The sequence below is a fragment of the uncultured Veillonella sp. genome, from assembly GCF_934230905.1.
Lineage (GTDB): Bacteria > Bacillota > Negativicutes > Veillonellales > Veillonellaceae > Veillonella.
In genome coordinates this window covers 1-20,487 of record NZ_CAKQFJ010000033.1, presented here as the reverse complement: position 1 = coordinate 20,487, position 20,487 = coordinate 1, and the positions used below count along the sequence as shown (strand labels likewise).

Here is a 20,487-nt window from a genome sequence, read left to right as displayed (position 1 = left end):
TATCTAATGAATATGGCATTTCATCCCATAAATCTAATATATCAATTCTTTTTTGAAGTTCCATCATTTTTATCCTCCAGCAAACAAAAATATTATGACTACCAGTATAGTAATGTAAATTAATATCATAGCAGCAACAATACAAGCAATCCATTTAAATACTCGCTTTGAATTCATGATAGTCCTCTAAAAAAAATACTTATATTGATAATAACTAATAGTTTTCTATCTTAGAGTTACTACTAAAAAAATACATCACGAAACGCATACATATATACAGCAATAAATATCAATATCGATAATATCCCCATAAGTCCCCGTTTAAAATATACACTATTTTTCTTTTGGAAAAATCCTGTACAAATGGTGAAAAGACCTATAGTTAAATACTTAGTTAAACGACCAAAAACTCTATGTTTTTTTATGTATTCATACTCTTCATCAATAATACGCTTACTAAGTTCAACCTTATAAAGCATTATACTCATTGCTATAGATACAACAATAAATTCTATGCCTAATATATCTAATTTACTCATTGTCTCTCCAGTCTCTTTTACAGTACTCTCTTAATTATTCTTAATTATAACATACGATATACGTCCATATGTAAGAGACTACCCTCAAATTAGACGCAAAAAAGGCACCTCTTTTGAGGTGCCTTCGTATCAAATATACGTAAAAGGAGAAGCTATTAAATTATTAATCTAAGTCGTAGAACCCAGATGGTTTATCACTCAAGTTAATAATGATATTTTTCATTTGCGTGTAGTGTTCAAGAATAACCTTGTGTGTTTCACGGCCTATACCAGATTGTTTGTATCCACCAAATGGCGCGCCTGCTGGGATGGAGTTATATGTATTAACCCACATACGCCCTGTTTCGATGGCTCGAGCTACACGAATAGCGCGGTTAAGGTTTTGTGTAAATACGCCACCACCAAGACCGTATAAGCTATCATTAGCTTGTTCGATTACTTCGTCTTCACTATGGAATTTGATGACAACAGCTACTGGACCAAAGATTTCTTCGCGAGCTACACGCATATCATTAGTAGCATCCACGATGAGTGTCGGTCTTACGAAACAGCCTTTACCAAATTCACCATCGGTAATGCGTTCGCCACCAGCTACAACGCGAGCACCTTCTTCTTTAGCAAGTTCTATATAGCTAAGCACTTTCTTAACTTGCGCTTCGTAAATTAAAGAACCTAATTGTGTAGATTCATCCCAAGGAAGGCCTACTTTCACCTTATCAAATAATGCAGATAATTCAGCTACAAATTTATCGTAAATTGTATCTTGTACAAAGATACGGGAACCAGCGCAGCACACTTGACCTTGGTTGAAAAGAATACCGAGCAATGCACCATCAAGAGCTTGTTTCCAGTTTGCATCTTCAAAGAAAATATTTGCTGATTTACCACCTAATTCCAATGTAGCAGGAATCAAGCGTTCAGATGCCGCTTTATATACATCTAGGCCTACTTCTGTAGATCCTGTGAAGGCAAGTTTACTAAATCCAGGATGATCAAGGATATATTGGCCAGATTTAGAACCTTTACCCGTTACAATGTTTACAACACCTGGAGGTAAGATGTCTTGCAAAATGCTGCCTAGTTCTAAGAGACTAAGAGATGTATGACTAGACGGTTTGATAACAACTGTACAACCTGCTGCCAGAGCTGGTGCCAATTTCCAAGCAGCCATTAAGAATGGGAAATTCCATGGTACTACTTGACCAACCACACCAATTGGTTCACGGATAATAAGGCTCAATGTATTTTCATCAAATACTTGTGCAGAACCTTCTTCTGCGCGAAGCACACCAGCAAAGTAACGGAAATGATCCGCACCATACGGAATATCTACATTCAGTGTTTCACGGATAGGCTTACCATTATCGTATGTTTCAACAGTTGCCAAATGTTCTTTGTGAGCATCAATGGCATCTGCAATTTTTAATAAATAATCTGCACGATCGACTTGAGAAACAGTTTTCCACGTTTTAAAAGCCTCTGTTGCAGCTGCTACAGCTTTATCAACATCCGCCTGCGTAGCTTCTGCACAAACAGCAAGTTGCTCGCCATTAGCAGGGTTATATACATTAAATTCAGCACCATCAGATGCAGGTACCCATTCATTATTGATTAAAAGACCATATCTTTCTCTAATATGTAAACTCATAGTACTTCCTCCTTTGATGGATAACGACTATTAATTGTTTTCTATGGATTCATCATACACCCAATATCTAAGTATTTCAATCTATTTTATAATTTTCGATATAGCGATTTTTTTATATTCTCAATAGTTTTATTCTATATCAAAATCAATATACTTATCACTTTTTGTGATAAAAGTACATATAAAAAAGGAGCCCTTTATTATCTAAAGGACTCCATACAATCATGCCTATTTTTGACATGTATAATTTTTTACGAATTATCCTAACAAAATTAAGCCTTTTTCTTGTCTTTATTTCTCAATGACTTGACGGATAATCCGATACGATTTCGCTTTACATCTACAGAGATGATCTCGGCTTCAATAATATCGCCTACAGCAAGTACATCAGAAGGATGTTGTTTCGCCGTGCATAGTTCGCTACGATGTAATAAACCATTCGTTTTTAAACCAAAATCAATAAAGGCACCAAAGTCTACTACATTATGCACCGTACCTTTAACAACTGTACCAACTTTAATATCCTCAAGGCTAACCACATGCTTACGCGTAAGTGGTGCTGGTAAATCCTCACGTGGATCACGGCCGGGTTTAGCAAGAGCAGAGATGATATCTCGCACAGTAGGAACACCCGCATCAAGCTTATGAGCCATCTTATCTACATCAACCAATGGCAACTTCACTTGTAAAGCTTCTAATTGAGATTTATCTTGCAAATCTTTCAATGTAAAGCCTAGTTCGCCAATGATGCGTTCCGCTAATTCATAAGACTCAGGGTGAACAGATGTATTATCCAATGAATTTTTAGCCCCATTTAAGCGTAAGAATCCCGCGCATTGCGTAAACGCTGCAGGACCTAAACGAGGTACCTTTAACAATTGTTTACGGCTCGTAAAGCCCCCATTTTCTTGGCGGAAGGTCACAATATTCTTTGCTACTGTACTGGAAATCCCTGCAATATGTTGCAAAATGGCTGGTGATGCGGTATTAAGCTCTACCCCAACATGGTTAACTACAGATTCAACAACTTGATCCAATGTATGAGTTAATTGTTTTTGGTTAACATCATGTTGGTATTGACCAACACCAATAGATTTAGGGTCGATTTTAACGGACTCCGCTAATGGATCTTGTACACGACGAGCAATAGATACAGCACCGCGAATCGTTACGTCTAAATCTGGCAATTCATCAATGGCCAATTTTGATGCAGAATATACAGATGCACCCGCTTCATTAGTAATGATGTAGTGACAATCTAGTTTTTCTTCTTCAATCATCTTAGACGCAAATTGTTCCGTTTCATACGAGGCAGTACCATTACCGATGGACAATAAGGTAACACTAAATTTGCGAATCTTTTCAGCTAATTTCTTTTGTGCTTCTTGTTTTAGCTTTTCACTATTCGTTAAATAATAAGCACCATAATCAAGTACATTGCCTTGTGCATCGATAATAGCCATCTTACAACCTGTACGATATCCTGGGTCAAGGCCCATAATAACATGACCGGCCAATGGCGGTTGTAACAATAAATTTTTAAGATTTACACCAAATACCTTAATGGCTTGCTCATCTGCAGATTCGGTTAATTCATTGCGAATATCCCGTTCAAGAGCAGGGAACATCAATCGTTTATACGCATCTGCTACGGCGCTAGCTTTCACATCACTAAAAATGGATTGTTCATTTTTAGTAATACCACGCACCATGTATTGAATATAGGATTCATCGGGTACGGTCAGGGCCAATTTAAGAGCACCTAATTTTTCGCCTCGATTAACAGCCAAGATACGATGGGACGGCATTTGACGAACCGGTTCGGCATACTCATTATATTGAAGGAATTGGTCCTTGTGCTCATTATCTTCAACGAGCTCGGCTTGAATGAAACCTTCTTTCCACATACACTTACGAAGAGCAGCGCGGAAATCGGCACTATCGCTGACAATTTCTGCAACGATGTCCGACGCACCTTGAATAGCGTCCTCCGGTGTAGGCACCTCTTCAGAAACATATTCCTTTGCGATATCTAGAGGATTATCAGATGTGACCATATCATTCAAAATCATATCTGCTAAAGGCTCTAGTCCTCGTTCACGGGCAATCATGGCCCGTGTCCGTTTCTTAGGTCGATATGGTAAATACAAATCTTCTAATTCTTGTAATTTTACGGCTTTCATCAAGGATGCCATCAATTCATCAGTCATCTTTTCTTGTTCCGTAATGGCATTAATGATTTCTTGGCGCCGTGCTTCTAAATTGCGCAAATATTTAATGCGTTCTTCGATAGTTCGCAGTTGTTCATCTTGTAATTCACCTGTTACTTCTTTTCTGTAACGAGCGATGAATGGCACCGTATTACCTTCGTCTAAGAGAGTAACTGCTGATTCTACTTGACCGGGCTTAACACCCAATTCCTTTGCAATAATGGCAAACATTGATTCCATTAGTTGTGTCCTTTTCTTTCATATGTTACAAATCGATGAGGATATTTATTTTTATCATCTACCGTACCCTCTACAACAGAGGTAATTGTGAAAGCTGATGCGTCAAATGCAGGGAAATGAGCATCCCCTTCAAATTCATGGTCAACCTCCGTAATATGCATTACATCTACATAAGGTAAAAAGGCTTCGTAGATTTGTGCACCACCAATAACATAGGCTATATCAATCTCTTTAGCAGCCTTTACAACAGCCTCTGGTGAAGAAAATACACGTACCCCTTCCGGTGCATTAAAGCCTTTATTTTTTGTAATCACCCAATGTTCCCGATTAGGCAATAAAAAGGGCAAGCTTTCAAAGGTCTTACGCCCCATGATAATAACGTGGCCTGTCGTTTTTTCCTTAAAAAATTTCAAATCATTTGGTAAATGCCAAATCAAAGAATTATCCTTGCCAATAACGCGATGATGAGCTACCGCTACGATAAGTGCTAACATAGTATCCCCCTATACGGCTACGGTCATAGCCAATTTACCTAAATGTTCATACCCTTCTAACACGATATCATCCGGTGAGAATTCATAAAAATCAGTGATGTCTGAATTTACACAAATTTTTGGCGCACACAACGCTTGATCTCGACGAGATAATTGCTCGCGCAATGCATCCACATGATTTTCGTAAATATGTGCATTATTAATGACATGAGTAAACTTACCAGGCTTCAAACCAGTCACTTGGGCAATCATACATAAGAGTGCTGCATATTGAGCCGTATTAAATGGAACACCAAGCCCCATATCACCACTACGTTGGATGAGCATGCAGTTTAAATAGCCATTGCCTACATCCCACAATGTTTCATACGCACAAGGTTGTAATGCCATATCTGGCAAATCCTCAATATTCCACAAGGTAACAATCATGCGGCGACTATCTGGATCTTCTTTTATAGTTTTGATGAGATTATCCAATTGTTTGTATTTAGCAATTTGATAACCATAGGCCTTACCAATGGTCCCATCCTCGCGCATCCACTCATCCCACACATGAACATTCATATCTTGTAATTTACGCACATCATTGGACTGCATTTGCCAAATCCATAACAATTCTTTCACAGCCGTTTTGAAAGCCACAAATTTTGTAGTTAGAATGGGAAATTCCTCTTGTAAATCAAACTGCATGATTTGTTGTGGCAATTTATATGTAGCTATACCTGTTCTATTTTGACCATATATACCATGATCTAATATATTTTCAATAATATTAAGATATTGTGTATCTGCTAAGCTCATTGTTTCCCCCTAATCATATTAGAAATCACTCAGTATAGCGTTATAGAAACGCCAATTTGTTACCCCTTATATTGTGAAATGGCCTCTAAAAATGAAAGTCCATATTTCTTCAATTTTGCTTCCCCTACGCCCTTTATATTGCCAAACTCCCCTAATGTTTTTGGCCGTATATTGGCTAAATCGATAAGCACCGTGTCAGGGAATATAATATATGGTGGCACCCCTAACTGCGATGCCAATTGTTTACGGTGTTGCCGTAAATATTCAAATAGCCCACCAGAACCAGAACGGGGTACTTCGGAGCGAGAAATAGAGGCTGATTTTTTCGTTTTACGAGATGGTACGATGACCTCTTGCCTAATTTCTTCTACCTCTTTATGCCCTGCTAGAACCTCTTCTGCACCGGCGGTGACGGATAGGACCGGGTATTTTCCCATAGAACTTCGCAAGTATCCAGAGGCCACAAATTGTTGTATAAGGCCCTTAATCTCCTTATCCCCTATATCTGATAAATAACCAAATACAGATAATGTATCAAGACCTGCCCGCGTAATGCGATCCGTTCGTTCTCCGCGTACGATGGACGAAATCATAGAGGCACCATACCGCTCCTCTGTGGCAATAATGGCACGGAATACGGCTTTTGCCTCTTTCGTAACATTAACACGTTCACCTTTCGTATTACAAGAGCTACAGTTATTACATTCAAGCCATGGAACGATTTCACCAAAATAAGCGAGCATATATTTTCTTAGGCAAGTACTACAGAAACAGTAATCAATCATAGATTGTAGCTTTCTTAGTTCCACTTGCTCACGCTGCGGTTCTAAATGACCCTGTTCAATTAAATACTTATGAACGCGCACATCTTGCCCACTGTAGAGTAAAATGCATTCTGCTGGTGCACCATCACGTCCCGCACGTCCCGCCTCTTGATAGTAAGACTCCATATTACGCGGCATTTGGTAATGTAATACATAACGAACATTGCTCTTATCAATACCCATGCCAAATGCATTAGTGGCTACCATGACTTGTAATTGATCAAAGGCGTATTTATTTTGCATATCTTTCCGCATTTCATCGGATAAACCGGCATGATAATATCCAGTCTGAATTCCTGCCCTCGTCAAGTTATCATAGACTCGTTCTACATCCTTTCGTGTAGAACAATAAACGATGCCATTCTCATGGCTATGGCGCCGTACATAATCGACTACATAATCCATGCGTTTTGGTGTACGCACTACGGAAAACGATAAATTCGGCCTATCAAATCCTGTAACATACACATTTGCATGATCTAAACCTAATAATTTTTTTATATCATTCTCTACGGCCTTCGTAGCCGTCGCTGTGAAAGCCCCCACTACGGGACGTTTAGGCAAACTAGCTAACCAATCACCTATCAATCGATAGGAAGGCCTAAAATCATGGCCCCACTGTGAAATACAGTGCGCCTCATCAACAATGACTTGAGAGATAGGCATAGATCGTAACACATTGCAGAAAAAATTAGAACCTAATCGTTCTGGTGCAATGTATAACAATTTAATGGTCCCACTACGTACATCGTACATAGTTTTATTAAATTCTGTTTGTGTTAATGTACTATTGATTAAGGCAGCCGGTATATTTTGGTCCACTAAACTATCAACTTGGTCTTTCATCAAAGATATTAGAGGAGAAAACACGACGGTAAGACCTGATTTACAAAGAGCAGGAATTTGAAAACATATCGATTTGCCTGCTCCTGTAGGCATGATAGCCACTACATCCTCATTTTTCAACAAAGACTCCACAGGTGCTTCCTGTGCAGGTCGAAAGGATGTATACCCAAAGTAGGTTTGCAATAATTGTAAAGCACGTTCACGGGAATTAATAGCCTCCATCGGTATACCTCCTTTCATATATGTACACGTCTAATAATGTTTATAAACAGACACAAAACAGAATATCGTATTTATTGTATCATTTTTTGAAAAATTTTTTGAGTTATTTTCATGAAATACTAGTTGGTAGTTTTTACGCAATCATTACTATTTACCAACAAATTATATGATTTACATATCCTATAGAATGGTAATGTATGATACAATAATAAGTATATATTTTTAACTTGATGATACAACCCTAAGGAGGTTTTATATAGGCATGACACAAAACAACATAATGATTATAATCGCCTTTGCCTTGTATTTAGGACTGATGATGTATATCGGTGTCTATTACTATCGCAAATCAAACAGTATTGGGGACTATATATTAGGCGGTAGACAGCTAGGTCCGTGGATTACAGCACTCAGTGCAGAAGCATCGGACATGAGTGGTTGGATGCTCATGGGCGTGCCAGGTCTTGCCTATACGACAGGTATTTCCGGTGTATGGATTGCCGTAGGACTTACCTTAGGCACTTGGGCCAACTGGCGGTTCGTATCCCGTAGATTGCGTAACCATACGGAGGTAGCTAGCGATAGCTTGACGTTGCCAGATTATTTGAAAAATCGATTCCATGATCAATCCCATTCGGTAGCTGTTATCTCCGCATTGTTCATCTTAATTTTCTTCCTTATCTACACATCCTCTGGATTTGTGGCAGGAGGCAAATTATTTAATACCATCTTCGGTTTGGACTATACAGTATCCCTCTTTATTACGGCAGGCATTGTAGTATTTTACACATTTCTCGGTGGGTTCCTCGCCGTATCATGGACGGACTGCATTCAAGGGGCGTTGATGTTCTTCGCCATCTTAGCTGTGCCTATTACAGCAGCTATGTACTTAGGTGGACCCATTGAGACGATGCAACTCATTCATAGTGAATTTCCTCAAGGATTAAACCTCTGGGGTGATACGAGTGATATGTTTGCTCTTGTTATCGGCATCATATCTTCCCTTGGTTGGGGGCTTGGCTATTTCGGTCAACCACATATCCTAGTTCGCTTCATGGCGATTTCCGATGCGAAGGAACTAAAAAAATCCACAAATATTGCTATGGTGTGGGTTATCCTTTCTTTATTGGCAGCCATTTTCGTAGGCCTTATAGGTCATGTATATATGCTTCCTGAAAAATTAGTAGGCACAGATGCAGAAACAATATTCCTCGTTATGACAGAGCGCCTATTTACACCATTTATGGCTGGCCTCATCTGGTCTGCCGTTCTTGCAGCTATTATGAGTACTGCATCAGCACAATTATTAGTAACAGCCTCTGCTATTGCCAATGATTTTTATGCTAACATTATTCACAAAACAGCATCTGATAAAGAACTCGTTCTTGTAAGCCGTATTGTTGTCTTATTAGTTGCTGCTGTATCAATTTTCTTAGCATTAAACCCAGACAGCCTTATCCTTACAATGGTTGCCTACGCTTGGGCTGGTTTCGGTGCCGCGTTTGGTCCAGCCATCGTCTTTTCGCTTTTCTGGAAACGCATGACGCGCCGTGGTTGTATTGCAGGCATCGTTGTAGGTGGTCTTACAGTCCTAATTTGGAAACAATTTGCATTCTTTGGACTTTATGAAATTGTACCAGGATTTTTATTCTCATCCATTGCAATTTACCTTGTCAGCATTTTAGACAAATTACCACCAAGACCAGTATTAAAAGATTATAAAGAAGCAGAAAAATTGCATATTCTCTAAGAACATACAAAAGGAGCTATTGATTTCTCAATAGCTCCTTTTTAGTAATAGGTGGCTGTTATATTTACTGGTCCTCTTTTTGTACATATTGCGCTAATCCGTCTCGAATAGCTTCACGCACCTCAAATACCAATGATGCTGGTGATAATACTTTCACACTTTGCATATATTGTAGTGCCCAATATTTGAAGGCTTCCCGATTGACATGGACGCGGCACTCCACTTTTTGAGGTGTCTCGTTTATAAATTTTACATTTCCATCAAACCAATCAAGAATTTGGTTAACAATACTGCGCTTAGCTTCAAATACTACCGTTACTGATTCGCCACCAAACATATAGATATGTTCATTCATATATTGTTGTACATCAAAGGTATTTTGATTGTGATAGCCTTGGATGTCCCGCAATGGTTTACGACGAATATCTAATAGCTTAATATTGCCAATTCGATCCACACGAAGTGTAGACATATCATCGTGGTTATCGTGATTTCCTACCAAATAGTAGAATCCTCGACTAGAAACTAATTGGTATGGATTAAAAATATAATTTCGTTCATTACCAGCATAATCAAGATTAGGATGTAATTTTTTATCTGTATTAGGCTGATAATAAACTAACGAAATCTTTCTCCCTTCCGTTACCGCTTTTTCAATGAGATCAATATTTAGGAATAGGTCCTGACTTCTCACAAGAGAATCAGACGTGCTATTAATTTGCTTTCCATGAGATTTAAAATAACGACTACCTAACGAAGATACCTTATCAATCAAATCTCGTCGTTGATTGACACTAATATGACGAGATGCCAATAAGCCATCTATCAATAAATGTAGTTCCGACTCTTCAAATGTGTGAATCATATAAAAATTAGTACGACGAATCGATCCATCAGTTCCCAATGCAGATTCTTCACATTCAATATTAAAATGACCAGATTCATATAAATCATTTAAATGACGACCTAACGTTTTACGATCTACCGTCAATTCATATTTCTTGGCTAAGATACTACGTATTTCCTCCTGAGATAATGTATGACTTGCATCAGTTTCATCTCGTAGGATTTCTAGTATATATACTAGTACTGCCTTTTTAGATGCCATGGAATAGCTCCTTTTACAATATACTTATACTAACTAACAACAAAATATGGCCTACTATAACCATATTATTACATGTACACAAAATCACTCATATAAAGTATATCACAAAAGTCATGTTTACTTCATGTATTTTTCATATTTTTGCATAATTTTCTATATCTTTTTAGCAACTTATCATAATTAAATGTAATATTTATAAAATAAATAGAAAAATTTAAACATAAAAATAAAGACTAATTCCAAATACAAAGAATTAGTCTTTACCAATATAATATCTACACATATTATAAAATAAACACTAGTAATATAATATGTATGCCCCCCTAGTTTATTTTGTTTTCTAAATAGCCTAATGTTTCCATCCGTTTAGTCAATTCAGAATAAAATGCTTCTGCCATAGCAGTTTGATTCTTAGCCTGCCCGGCTTGTATACCGCCAAACATATGCTTCTTAATAGTATTCACAATAGTAGATTTAGCCTTCGGTTTATTAAGGATTTCCATAAACATTAAATCTTCATCCGATACATTTTCTACGGCTTCATTTTCTGAAGTAGCACCAAACATAATATCAGATCCAGACTCAACTAAAGCTTTTACAAACTTGGTAAATCTAGCAGGCACAAAAGATTTACCCTCCATATAATAAGCTTTTACATGTGGGTGTTTCAGGAACCGTAGTCCACCACGGACAATATGTTCTGCCATAGCTACATATAAGGCATTAACAGCGCTTTCTAAGCTGTTATCATCACAATTAGCAGCATCATTGGCAGCTTTTACAATTGCTAAAGCCTCAATCATATTAAACTGACCACCATCTTTAATAATGGATTGGAATGTATCACGCACGATATCATTTTTAAACATGGACAATGCTTCTTCATCAAAAAGAATAGTATATGTGAAGCTATTAATAATAGTACGCATAGGTACAGTGTTCACTAACTCAGGATTCCCCATATCATATGTTATGTGTTTAGCATGGTCAGACTTACAAATAATTGATTTTCTAAAGGTTGTATCTAACATAAAATCTAAATACTGTTCCTGACCCACATGGTCATTAGGTGCTAATTTATCTAAGGTATCTGCAATATCAGCATCAAAACTACGCACCATAGATAGCGTTAAGTCAGCATCACATAAATAGGCTAAATTGTGCGCTGCCAAATGATCATTAAATTGATAGAAATATACAGGATCATTATTAGGCTCTAAATGATCGTGACCAACATAGTATTCATCTTTTTGCATAACAGAACGAAGAGCACCTAGGAATTTACTATTTCGTTCTTTTAGATTGTCATATTTTAAAATTTGACTACCTAGAATACTCCCTATTGTTTTACCATGAAGTACCTTTTCTTTATGGTTAAACTGTTCTTTATCACGGTTACTAAACATCATTAACTGACGTACTTCTTCCATCGTATGCCAACCAGGATATGTGTTATACGACACATAGGCAATACCATCCTCTGCTAAATGTTCATCGATAAGGCGCAACAACGCCTCTTTAACATCGTCATCGACCCAAGAATATACGCCATGGGCAATAATGTAATCAAAAGTACCAATCTCACTACCAATAGATGCTATATCAGATTGAACTAAGGAAACATTTGTTAGCCCTGCATTAGCAATCACTTCATTTCCCTTTTCTACTTGTTCTTGTGAAAGCTCAACACCTACAAACATTGCATCTGGATTAAATAATGCTTGGGAAATAATATTTCCACCATAGGTTGCACCAAGCTCTAATACTCGTGCAGTATTAGGGTTTGGCGCTGTAATCCCCACAAGAGCCGCATACGCTTCAAGAGTAGCTGGTGTGGTATATGGGAATGGCATGGATTTATAGCCTAATTCACTATAAATGGTTTGTTGTACGTCATTTGTATTCGTAGTCATAATATCCTCTATCATTAAAAACACATATTGTATAAACAATACATGAATAATACACATATATACTATCTATTATACCAAAATCATGTGTACTATACACCTATTCATAAGGATGATAGATGCAAAAGAGGCATCCTCAATGAGGATGCCTCTTGTATATGCAGTTTAGAGAAATTAATTATTTAACTTCTTCGAAACCTTTTTGTAAGCGAACATAGCTTAAGCGACGTTCTTTAGCGTCTTCTTCACATTTAGCGAATAATTCTTCTGCAGCGTCAGGAGCAGCTTTCGCCAAGGAAGCATAACGAACTTCACCTTTAAGGAAGTTTTGGAATTCGTCGTAGTTGCCTTCTTTGGAATCCAAGGAGAATGGGTTTTTACCTTCAGCTTTAAGTTGAGGGTTGTATCTGTAAAGATCCCAGTAACCACAAGCAACTGCTTTGCGTTGTTCTTCTTGAGCTTTACCCATACCAGCTTTGATACCATGGTTGATACATGGGCTGTAAGCGATGATTAAGGAAGGACCTGGATAAGCTTCAGCTTCTGTAACAGCTTTCATCAATTGGTTTTTATCTGCACCCATAGCTACTTGTGCTACGTATACATAACCATAAGACATAGCCATCATGCCAAGGTCTTTCTTCTTAGTACGTTTACCAGATGCTGCGAATTGAGCTACAGCAGCTTCATGAGTAGATTTGGAAGATTGACCACCAGTGTTGGAGTATACTTCAGTATCGAATACCCAGATGTTGATGTCTTCGCCAGAAGCTAATACATGGTCAACACCACCGAAACCGATATCGTATGCCCAACCGTCACCACCGAAGATCCAGTGAGAACGTTTGATTAAGAATTGTTTTTTATCAAGAATTTCTTTCAATTCTGGAGTTGTAGCACCTTCAGCTTCGATTGCTGCTACCAAACGTGCGGAACGTTGACGAGTAGCTGCGCCAAGGTTAGCGAATTCAATCCATTGTTCCAATGCTTCTTTCAATTCGCCAGATGCTGTTTCAACAGCTTTCTTAGCTACTTCAAGCAATTGTTCACGGATTTTCTTAACGCCGATGTACATACCATAGCCGTATTCAGCATTATCTTCGAACAAGGAGTTTGCCCAGGAAGGACCTTGACCTTGTTGGTTAGTTGTGTATGGAGAAGCTGGCATGGAAGCACCCCAAATGGAGGAACAACCAGTAGCATTTGCAATCATCATACGATCGCCGAACAATTGAGTTAACAATTTAGCGTATGGAGTTTCACCACAACCTGCACAAGCACCGGAGAATTCGAACAATGGTTGTTCAAATTGGGAACCTTTAACAGTTTCCTTCTTCATAGGGTTTTCTTTTACAGGAAGGTTAACAGCGTAGTTCCAAGCTTCAGCTTGTTCGATTTCGGAATCGATAGAAGTCATTACGATAGCTTTGCCCTTAGGAGCTGGACAGATATCAACACAGTTACCGCAACCCAAGCAATCTAATGGGGATACTGCGATACGGAATTGAAGGTCTTTAGCGCCCAATGCAGGGATTGTATCAAAATGTTCTGGAGCTGCAGCCACTTCTGCTTCAGTTGCCAAGATTGGACGAATTGTAGCATGTGGACATACGAAAGAACATTGGTTACATTGGATACAGTTTTCTGGCATCCATTTTGGAACGAACAATGCAGGACCACGTTTTTCAAATTTAGCAGTACCAGCAGGTAATGTACCATCTTCGTAACCAGCAAATGTAGATACAGGAAGATCATAACCAGCTTGTGCATTGATTGGTTGTGCAATATTTTGAACGAAAGATGGGCAGGATTCGCAGCCTGGTTTAGCTTTGTGACCGCCTTCATCAACAGCGTTTTTCCAGTCAGCTGGAACGTCAACTTTTACAAGTGCACCAACACCTTGGTCAATTGCAGCATTGTTCATGTCAACGATGTTTTGACCTTTTTTACCATAGGAAGTAACTACGGATTCTTTCAAATATTTAATAGCGTCATCTACAGGGATGATTTCAGTCAATTTGAAGAATGCAGCTTGAGTTACCATGTTGATACGACCGCCCAAACCGATTTCAGCAGCGATTTTCGCAGCATTAATGATGTAGAAGTTCAATTCTTTTTCTGCGATTTGACGACGTAATTTAGCAGGTAAATGTTCGTTCAATTCTTCAGGAGACCAAGTACAGTTCAATAAGAAAGTACCACCTTTTTTGATACCGCGAAGTAAATCGTATTCATGTACGTAAGATTGACGGTGACATGCTACGAATTGAGGTTCAGTAATCAAGTAAGGTAAGTTGATTGGGTTAGTACCAAAACGAAGGTGAGACATTGTTACGCCACCAGATTTTTTGGAGTCGTAATCGAAGTATGCTTGAGCATACAAATCAGTGTGGTCACCGATGATTTTGATAGCGGATTTGTTCGCACCTACAGTACCGTCAGAACCGAAGCCCCAGAATTTACATTCAGTCAAACCAGGAGTTTCAACGTCTACGCCTTCAGCACGATCTAAGGATAAGAATGTAACATCATCATTAATACCCAATGTGAAGAATTTCTTGCCATTGTCAGCAGCTAAGTTATCGAATACAGCAACGATGTCTGCAGGGATAACGTCTTTGGAGCTCAAACCATAACGACCAGCGATAACTTTGATGTTACGGCCACCGTCAACTACAGCAGCTTGAACGTCTAAGAACAATGGTTCAGCTAAAGCACCTGGTTCTTTTGTACGGTCAAGAACAGCAATACGTTCTACAGTTTGAGGAAGAGCTTTCAACAAACGATCTGTTGCGAATGGACGGAACAAATGAACGTTGATGAAACCAACTTTGCGACCTAATTTATTTAAGTAATTTACTGTAGATTCTACTACTTGTGCGGAGGAACCCATAGTAACGATAACGTCAGTTGCATCAGGAGCACCTACATAGTTGAACAATTGGTAGTTAGTACCAGCTAATTTATTAATTTCGTTCATGTAGTGTTCTACAACGTCAGGAACGTTTAAGTAGAATTTATTAGCTGCTTCGCGATGTTGGAAGTACACGTCAGGGTTTTCTGCTGTACCACGAGTTACAGGAGCATCTGGATTCAAAGCGTTTTTACGGAATGCTTGAACTGCTTCCATATCTACTAATGGTTTTAATTCTTCGTAATCCCAAATTTGAATTTTTTGAATTTCATGAGATGTACGGAAACCATCAAAGAAGTTGATGAAAGGTACACGAGTTTTAATAGCTGTCAAGTGAGCTACTGCAGACAAGTCCATTACTTCTTGTACGGAGGATTCTGCAAGCATAGCACAACCAGCTGCACGAGCAGCCATTACGTCTTGATGGTCACCAAAGATAGCCAATGCATGTGCAGCTAAAGCACGAGCAGCCACTTGGAATACGCCTGGAAGTAATTCGCCTGCTACTTTGTATAAGTTAGGAAGCATCAATAACAAACCTTGGGAAGATGTGAAAGTTGTTGTTAATGCACCAGCTTGCAAGGAACCGTGAACAGCAGCAGCAGCACCTGCTTCAGATTGCATTTCTACAACTTGAACAGTGTTGCCGAAGATGTTCTTACGACCAGATGCAGCCCATTCATCAATGTGTTCTGGCATTGGAGAAGATGGTGTGATTGGATAAATCGCAGCAACTTCTGTAAAACCATAAGAAACGTGAGCAGCCGCTTGGTTGCCGTCCATAGTTTTAAATTTACGACTCATGTGAATATTGCCTCCTTAAGCATTTAGCAAAAATAGAACACTTGCTTAATCTATCATTATGTTTAGGAATAATAACCATTACAAACTTGCGTACATGAGAAAATAATGCAATAATATATATGTTATATATAAATATGGCATTATGTTGTACAAACTATTTTGTAGTGGGCACAACCATAATTCCTAATATCATAACTTGATATAGCCCTATAAACTCATTATAACGTGGCGAGCTATATCAAAGCAATACATACAGCGGTTGGTTTCTTGCCAATATCGCTATTCATGCTTTACTTATTGTAATAGCTAATTGCGTTTTAGTAATAATTATTCTCATTTGTTAAACGTACTTTTTAATTACACTTGTAATATCATTTCATATATTAGGGGGTTAGTTATGGATTTCCACCATTTAAAATACTTTGTAGAAGTTGCTGATCAAAAGAGTTTTAGTAAAGCTGCAAGAAATTTACATATCTCACAATCCGCGATTAGCCGTACAATTAAAGCCTTAGAAGATGAACTCGGTGTGGTTCTTTTCATGCGTAATGCTAAATCTGTAGAACTCACTGATGGCGGTACCATCTTTTTAACACATGCAAAACGCGTTGTGTTTATGTTTGAACATTTAAAAACAGATTTTGAAAACGAATTTCGTTTGGAACAAGGATCTATCCGAATTGGTATTCCACCTATTACAGATGCACCAATTTTTGCACAGTTATTAGGCGAATTTAAAAAAGTATATCCGCAAATTGATTTAGAATTATATGAACAAGGTTCAAAAAAAGTTGAAATTAGTGTTCAAGAAGGTTTAATTGATATTGGTATCATATGTACAAAACCAAATCCTAAAGAATTTGAAGCCTTCTACCTTACTTCTGATCCTTTATCTGTCATTGTTCCTAAAACAAGTCCACTTGCTAAGGAACCAGAAATTAGATTAGATATGCTGTCAGATGAATCTTTTGTTCTTCATAAAGACGATTTTAATTTACATGACGAAATTATAAAAGCTTGTAAACACACAGGGTTCCAACCTCACATTGTATTTGAAACAAGCCAACGTGATCTTATGTTACAGACAGTAAGTGCCGATCTTGCCATCGCCTTACTACCATCTCGTCTCTGTCCTGAAGTTGGCGAAAATACCGAAGTTGGCTCTAAAGTAGTTGTACGTCCTTTAGTTCCAGAAATTATTCATACATTATACGTAATCTGGAAAAAAGGTCATTACCTTTCCCATGCTTCTCGTTTGTGGTTAGATTTTGTAAACTCCAAATTACCATTACCTGGTCTACAATTGGAGGGCCATAAATAATGAACAAACCATCTGGGCTCGCAGCTAAATTGCGAGCCCTTTTGAAAGCTAAAGAAACACCTATGTGGGTGGTTATCATTATTCTTATCATTGTTATTATCATTCAACAAATTCAAATTTCTGAACTACAATGGCGCTCTGATGAAGATCACGATGGTTCTTCTGTGGATAGTGTAGCCGGACGTCTATATATTTTAGAAGGTATGGCAAACAAACATAGTGATCAAATAGAAGAATTACAAAAATATATCCGTCAATTGCAAAATGATGGTGCTAAACATGACTGGGAAATTAAACAGCTACAATGGTTGCATCCTGAGCTTAAGGTGGTTCCACCTGATGGAAACCCTAACCCCTTAAACTCTACAGACCTCAATCTAGATATGAATCCTGGCAAAGTGCCGGATGTAAAAAAATAAACAAAAAGAGCTATATCAAACATATCAACTCACAATAGGTGAGTATATGAATGATATAGCTCTTTTTACGTTAATCAAAATAGCATTGTTATTAAAACTCTATCTATTCATCCTTGTGTTCCATGGATTTTGGTAGGGTTAATACTAGTAGGCCTGCTAAGAACATACATACGCCCATCACATAATAGCCCATAGTAAAGCTACCTGTGTGTCCATTAATAAAACCGAGCATATACGGGCCAACCCAGCCCCCCATATTACCAGATGAGTTAATGAGCCCCATTGCACCTGCTGCAGCTGCACCAGATAGGAATGTAGTCGGCATTGTCCACCATACGCCCATACCACCATACACGCCTACAGCCGTTAAACAAATGAATAACAGACTAATTTCAGGTGATGAACTATGTGGTGTAGCAATAAAACCTATAGTTCCAACAAATAATGTAGTTGCTACATGCCAACGTTTTTCATTACGTTTTTCAGAAGAGTAACCACAAAAAACTTGTACGAGTAAGGCTGCACTCATTGGAATAGCAATAGACCAAGCTACTACACTTGGAGGCCATCCAGATAAGCTTTTAAGAACTTGAGGCATCCAGAAACTAAATCCCCAGAAACCAATAACCCACAAGAAGTAAATTAATGCCAAACGTAATACCTTTGGATCTTTCAAGGCTTGCAAAACAGTGTATTTCCTTACGGATTGTTTTTCAGCTTCTTCCTTAGCAAGCTCTTCTTTGATATATGCTTTCTCCGCATCAGTTACCCAAGCGGCTTCTTCTGGTTTTTCTTTCATCCAGAATGCAAAAATGAAAGCAAAGATAACGGCTGGTATTGCTTCTACAATAAACAATGTGCGCCATCCATGTAATCCCCAAAATGTCGTATCGAGCAATACACCTGCTAATGGGCCACCAATAATGTTAGAGAATAACATAGACGTAAGCATTAAGGAAATTGCTTTTGCTCGCTCTCTCGGTAAAAACCAATTGGGTATTAATAAAGAATATATAACCGGATATAATGACGCTTCACACAAGCCTAATAGAAATCGATACAAAAAGAATTCCCATTCCGTAGTCATCGTCGTCATGAGAACACAAACAAACCCCCAACTAAACATGATTCGTGCCACCCAGTGCATAGCATTGAATCTTGATGCTAACAGTGAAGCTGGTACTTCAAATAAAACATAACCAATAAAGAAAATTCCGGCGCCCATACCAAATATTTCTGGCGTTAACCATGGTAAATTTTCCTTCATGGTTAAGCCTGCATAAGCGATATTCACACGGTCTAAAAAGGCTATAATAGAAACAATAAATAATGGTAGGATTACATGCAACATACGCCGCCGTGTAAAATCCTTAAAATCGATAGCCCCACTTCGAGACTCTGGTAGAGATGATGAGTTCATATGAATCCTTTCTACTTACTATATGATACTTACCATAATATATTAAGAAAACAAATGTCCTCTGTCAATGATATTATATAGAATGTAGAGATAACTAATTAGAATATGTAATATACAAAAAGCACCTCATATCTGTTATACAAAATCTCTATTGAGAGTTCTAACAGAATATAAGATGCTTTCACATATAATGTTCGTATATTAACGTCTGTTACCAAAGATACGTAACAAGGATAAAAACAAGTTAATAAAATCAAGATATAAACTAAGCGCACCAGCAATTTCAATACGATCTAAAATCGTTTCATCTTCAGATAGCGCTAATTGTGTAACACTGTTTTTAATCATATTCATATCAACTGCTGTAAAGATGGAGAATACTACTACCCCAACATAGCCAAGAATCAAGCTCACCGTACTATAACTAATAGAGCTAAGATAGGGAATCGAAAAATACGATGCTGCCATAAACACGAGACTTACAATAATCATACCAAACACAGCAGCTACCAAATATGGTGTTAAGCCAGCCAAATTTTTCTTAGTCGTAAGACCTACGATAGAAAAGGCAACGAAAAAAGCTAGCGCACCAATTAAGGCTGGTACCGCAGCCTCCATAATACCATACGCATATGATACAAGAGATAACGTAACACCATTCAATGCACTGTAAATAAAGAACATCGCATATAAAGACATAACATTAGCTTTATACGTACGCATACTAAATAAAAATACAACAGCCACTTCTACAATCAACAAAATATTAAAATTGCTAGCTGCAAAACGCGCCCAAGACGGATTCATTAGAGTCGCAACACCAATCCCTAATGTAGTCAACAAACCAACAACCATCCATAAAATGGACCCCTTTAACCGTTGCGATACAATACTTTCTACCAGTGCTACATCATTAGCATTTGGCGTTTGTGTCATATATGGATTCATAAGAACCTCCTTGCTATTTATAGATTATATACTTCGTTATCTATCTCTATATTATACTAAAAATTCTTA

The 20,487-nt window shown here is 38.0% G+C and carries 14 protein-coding genes; 3 read left to right on the top strand and 11 right to left on the bottom strand.

From position 1 onward, the window contains the following. Positions 1-242: 242 nt before the first annotated feature. The 6 genes from Q0E20_RS08370 to recQ form a co-directional block, all read right to left on the bottom strand. A complete protein-coding gene (locus tag Q0E20_RS08370; protein WP_295998902.1) occupies positions 243-539 on the bottom strand; it encodes a hypothetical protein in 297 nt (98 codons plus the stop codon). Positions 540-702: 163 nt separating this feature from the next. Further along, positions 703-2,187 carry an aldehyde dehydrogenase family protein gene (locus Q0E20_RS08365; RefSeq protein WP_295998900.1) on the bottom strand — a complete coding sequence of 495 codons (1,485 nt, stop codon included), beginning with the start codon at positions 2,185-2,187 and terminating at the stop codon, positions 703-705. 272 nt (positions 2,188-2,459) lie between these two features. Further along, positions 2,460-4,637, bottom strand: a complete 2,178-nt coding sequence (locus Q0E20_RS08360; RefSeq protein WP_295998897.1) for a Tex family protein — start codon at positions 4,635-4,637, stop codon at positions 2,460-2,462. Next, positions 4,637-5,131, bottom strand: a complete 495-nt coding sequence (locus Q0E20_RS08355) for a dihydrofolate reductase (RefSeq protein ID WP_295998894.1) — start codon at positions 5,129-5,131, stop codon at positions 4,637-4,639. Before Q0E20_RS08355 ends, Q0E20_RS08360 begins: the two co-directional genes overlap by 1 nt. 9 nt (positions 5,132-5,140) lie before the next feature. Then, positions 5,141-5,932, bottom strand: coding sequence for a thymidylate synthase (locus tag Q0E20_RS08350; protein WP_295998891.1), 792 nt, complete (start codon positions 5,930-5,932; stop codon positions 5,141-5,143). 59 nt (positions 5,933-5,991) lie between these two features. Beyond that, positions 5,992-7,824: a DNA helicase RecQ gene (recQ, locus tag Q0E20_RS08345; protein WP_295998888.1), complete on the bottom strand. Its 1,833-nt coding sequence runs from the start codon at positions 7,822-7,824 to the stop codon at positions 5,992-5,994. Between the two features lie 262 nt (positions 7,825-8,086). Here recQ and putP point away from each other — a divergent pair, with 262 nt between their 5' ends. Next, a complete protein-coding gene (gene putP, locus Q0E20_RS08340; RefSeq protein WP_295998885.1) occupies positions 8,087-9,574 on the top strand; it encodes a sodium/proline symporter PutP in 1,488 nt (495 codons plus the stop codon). A 64-nt stretch (positions 9,575-9,638) separates the two neighbouring features. On the opposite strand, the gene Q0E20_RS08335 is transcribed toward putP, so the two are convergent. The 3 genes from Q0E20_RS08335 to nifJ form a co-directional block, all read right to left on the bottom strand. Beyond that, positions 9,639-10,682, bottom strand: coding sequence for a YafY family protein (locus Q0E20_RS08335; RefSeq protein ID WP_295998884.1), 1,044 nt, complete (start codon positions 10,680-10,682; stop codon positions 9,639-9,641). 323 nt (positions 10,683-11,005) lie between these two features. Further along, positions 11,006-12,595 (bottom strand): methyltransferase regulatory domain-containing protein, encoded by a 1,590-nt coding sequence (locus Q0E20_RS08330; RefSeq protein ID WP_295998881.1) that lies wholly within the window; start codon positions 12,593-12,595, stop codon positions 11,006-11,008. Between the two features lie 175 nt (positions 12,596-12,770). After that, entirely contained in the window at positions 12,771-16,310 is a 3,540-nt protein-coding gene (gene nifJ, locus Q0E20_RS08325) for a pyruvate:ferredoxin (flavodoxin) oxidoreductase (RefSeq protein ID WP_295260057.1), read from the bottom strand. A 397-nt stretch (positions 16,311-16,707) separates the two neighbouring features. Here nifJ and Q0E20_RS08320 point away from each other — a divergent pair, with 397 nt between their 5' ends. Together Q0E20_RS08320 and Q0E20_RS08315 are read left to right on the top strand one after the other, a co-directional pair. Then, positions 16,708-17,631, top strand: coding sequence for a LysR family transcriptional regulator (locus tag Q0E20_RS08320; RefSeq protein WP_295260058.1), 924 nt, complete (start codon positions 16,708-16,710; stop codon positions 17,629-17,631). Next, entirely contained in the window at positions 17,631-18,050 is a 420-nt protein-coding gene (locus Q0E20_RS08315) for a hypothetical protein (protein ID WP_295998876.1), read from the top strand. Before Q0E20_RS08320 ends, Q0E20_RS08315 begins: the two co-directional genes overlap by 1 nt. Before the next feature lie 103 nt (positions 18,051-18,153). Here the strand turns inward: Q0E20_RS08315 and Q0E20_RS08310 are convergent, their stop codons facing one another. Together Q0E20_RS08310 and Q0E20_RS08305 are read right to left on the bottom strand one after the other, a co-directional pair. Beyond that, entirely contained in the window at positions 18,154-19,470 is a 1,317-nt protein-coding gene (locus tag Q0E20_RS08310) for an MFS transporter (protein ID WP_295998873.1), read from the bottom strand. Between the two features lie 201 nt (positions 19,471-19,671). Continuing rightward, positions 19,672-20,418: a Bax inhibitor-1/YccA family protein gene (locus Q0E20_RS08305; protein ID WP_295998870.1), complete on the bottom strand. Its 747-nt coding sequence runs from the start codon at positions 20,416-20,418 to the stop codon at positions 19,672-19,674. Between the last annotated feature and the right edge of the window lie 69 nt (positions 20,419-20,487).

What these genes read in the sequence shown, in the direction of transcription:
- Q0E20_RS08310 (WP_295998873.1), bottom strand. Translation starts at nt 19,470, where the DNA reads ATGAACTCATCATCTCTACCAGAGTCTCGAAGTGGGGCTATCGATTTT.
- Q0E20_RS08315 (WP_295998876.1), top strand. Translation starts at nt 17,631, where the DNA reads ATGAACAAACCATCTGGGCTCGCAGCTAAATTGCGAGCCCTTTTGAAA.
- Q0E20_RS08335 (WP_295998884.1), bottom strand. Translation starts at nt 10,682, where the DNA reads ATGGCATCTAAAAAGGCAGTACTAGTATATATACTAGAAATCCTACGA.
- Q0E20_RS08355 (WP_295998894.1), bottom strand. Translation starts at nt 5,131, where the DNA reads ATGTTAGCACTTATCGTAGCGGTAGCTCATCATCGCGTTATTGGCAAG.
- Q0E20_RS08360 (WP_295998897.1), bottom strand. Translation starts at nt 4,637, where the DNA reads ATGGAATCAATGTTTGCCATTATTGCAAAGGAATTGGGTGTTAAGCCC.
- recQ (WP_295998888.1), bottom strand. Translation starts at nt 7,824, where the DNA reads ATGGAGGCTATTAATTCCCGTGAACGTGCTTTACAATTATTGCAAACC.
- nifJ (WP_295260057.1), bottom strand. Translation starts at nt 16,310, where the DNA reads ATGAGTCGTAAATTTAAAACTATGGACGGCAACCAAGCGGCTGCTCAC.
- Q0E20_RS08330 (WP_295998881.1), bottom strand. Translation starts at nt 12,595, where the DNA reads ATGACTACGAATACAAATGACGTACAACAAACCATTTATAGTGAATTA.
- Q0E20_RS08305 (WP_295998870.1), bottom strand. Translation starts at nt 20,418, where the DNA reads ATGAATCCATATATGACACAAACGCCAAATGCTAATGATGTAGCACTG.
- Q0E20_RS08370 (WP_295998902.1), bottom strand. Translation starts at nt 539, where the DNA reads ATGAGTAAATTAGATATATTAGGCATAGAATTTATTGTTGTATCTATA.
- Q0E20_RS08320 (WP_295260058.1), top strand. Translation starts at nt 16,708, where the DNA reads ATGGATTTCCACCATTTAAAATACTTTGTAGAAGTTGCTGATCAAAAG.
- Q0E20_RS08365 (WP_295998900.1), bottom strand. Translation starts at nt 2,187, where the DNA reads ATGAGTTTACATATTAGAGAAAGATATGGTCTTTTAATCAATAATGAA.
- Q0E20_RS08350 (WP_295998891.1), bottom strand. Translation starts at nt 5,932, where the DNA reads ATGAGCTTAGCAGATACACAATATCTTAATATTATTGAAAATATATTA.
- putP (WP_295998885.1), top strand. Translation starts at nt 8,087, where the DNA reads ATGACACAAAACAACATAATGATTATAATCGCCTTTGCCTTGTATTTA.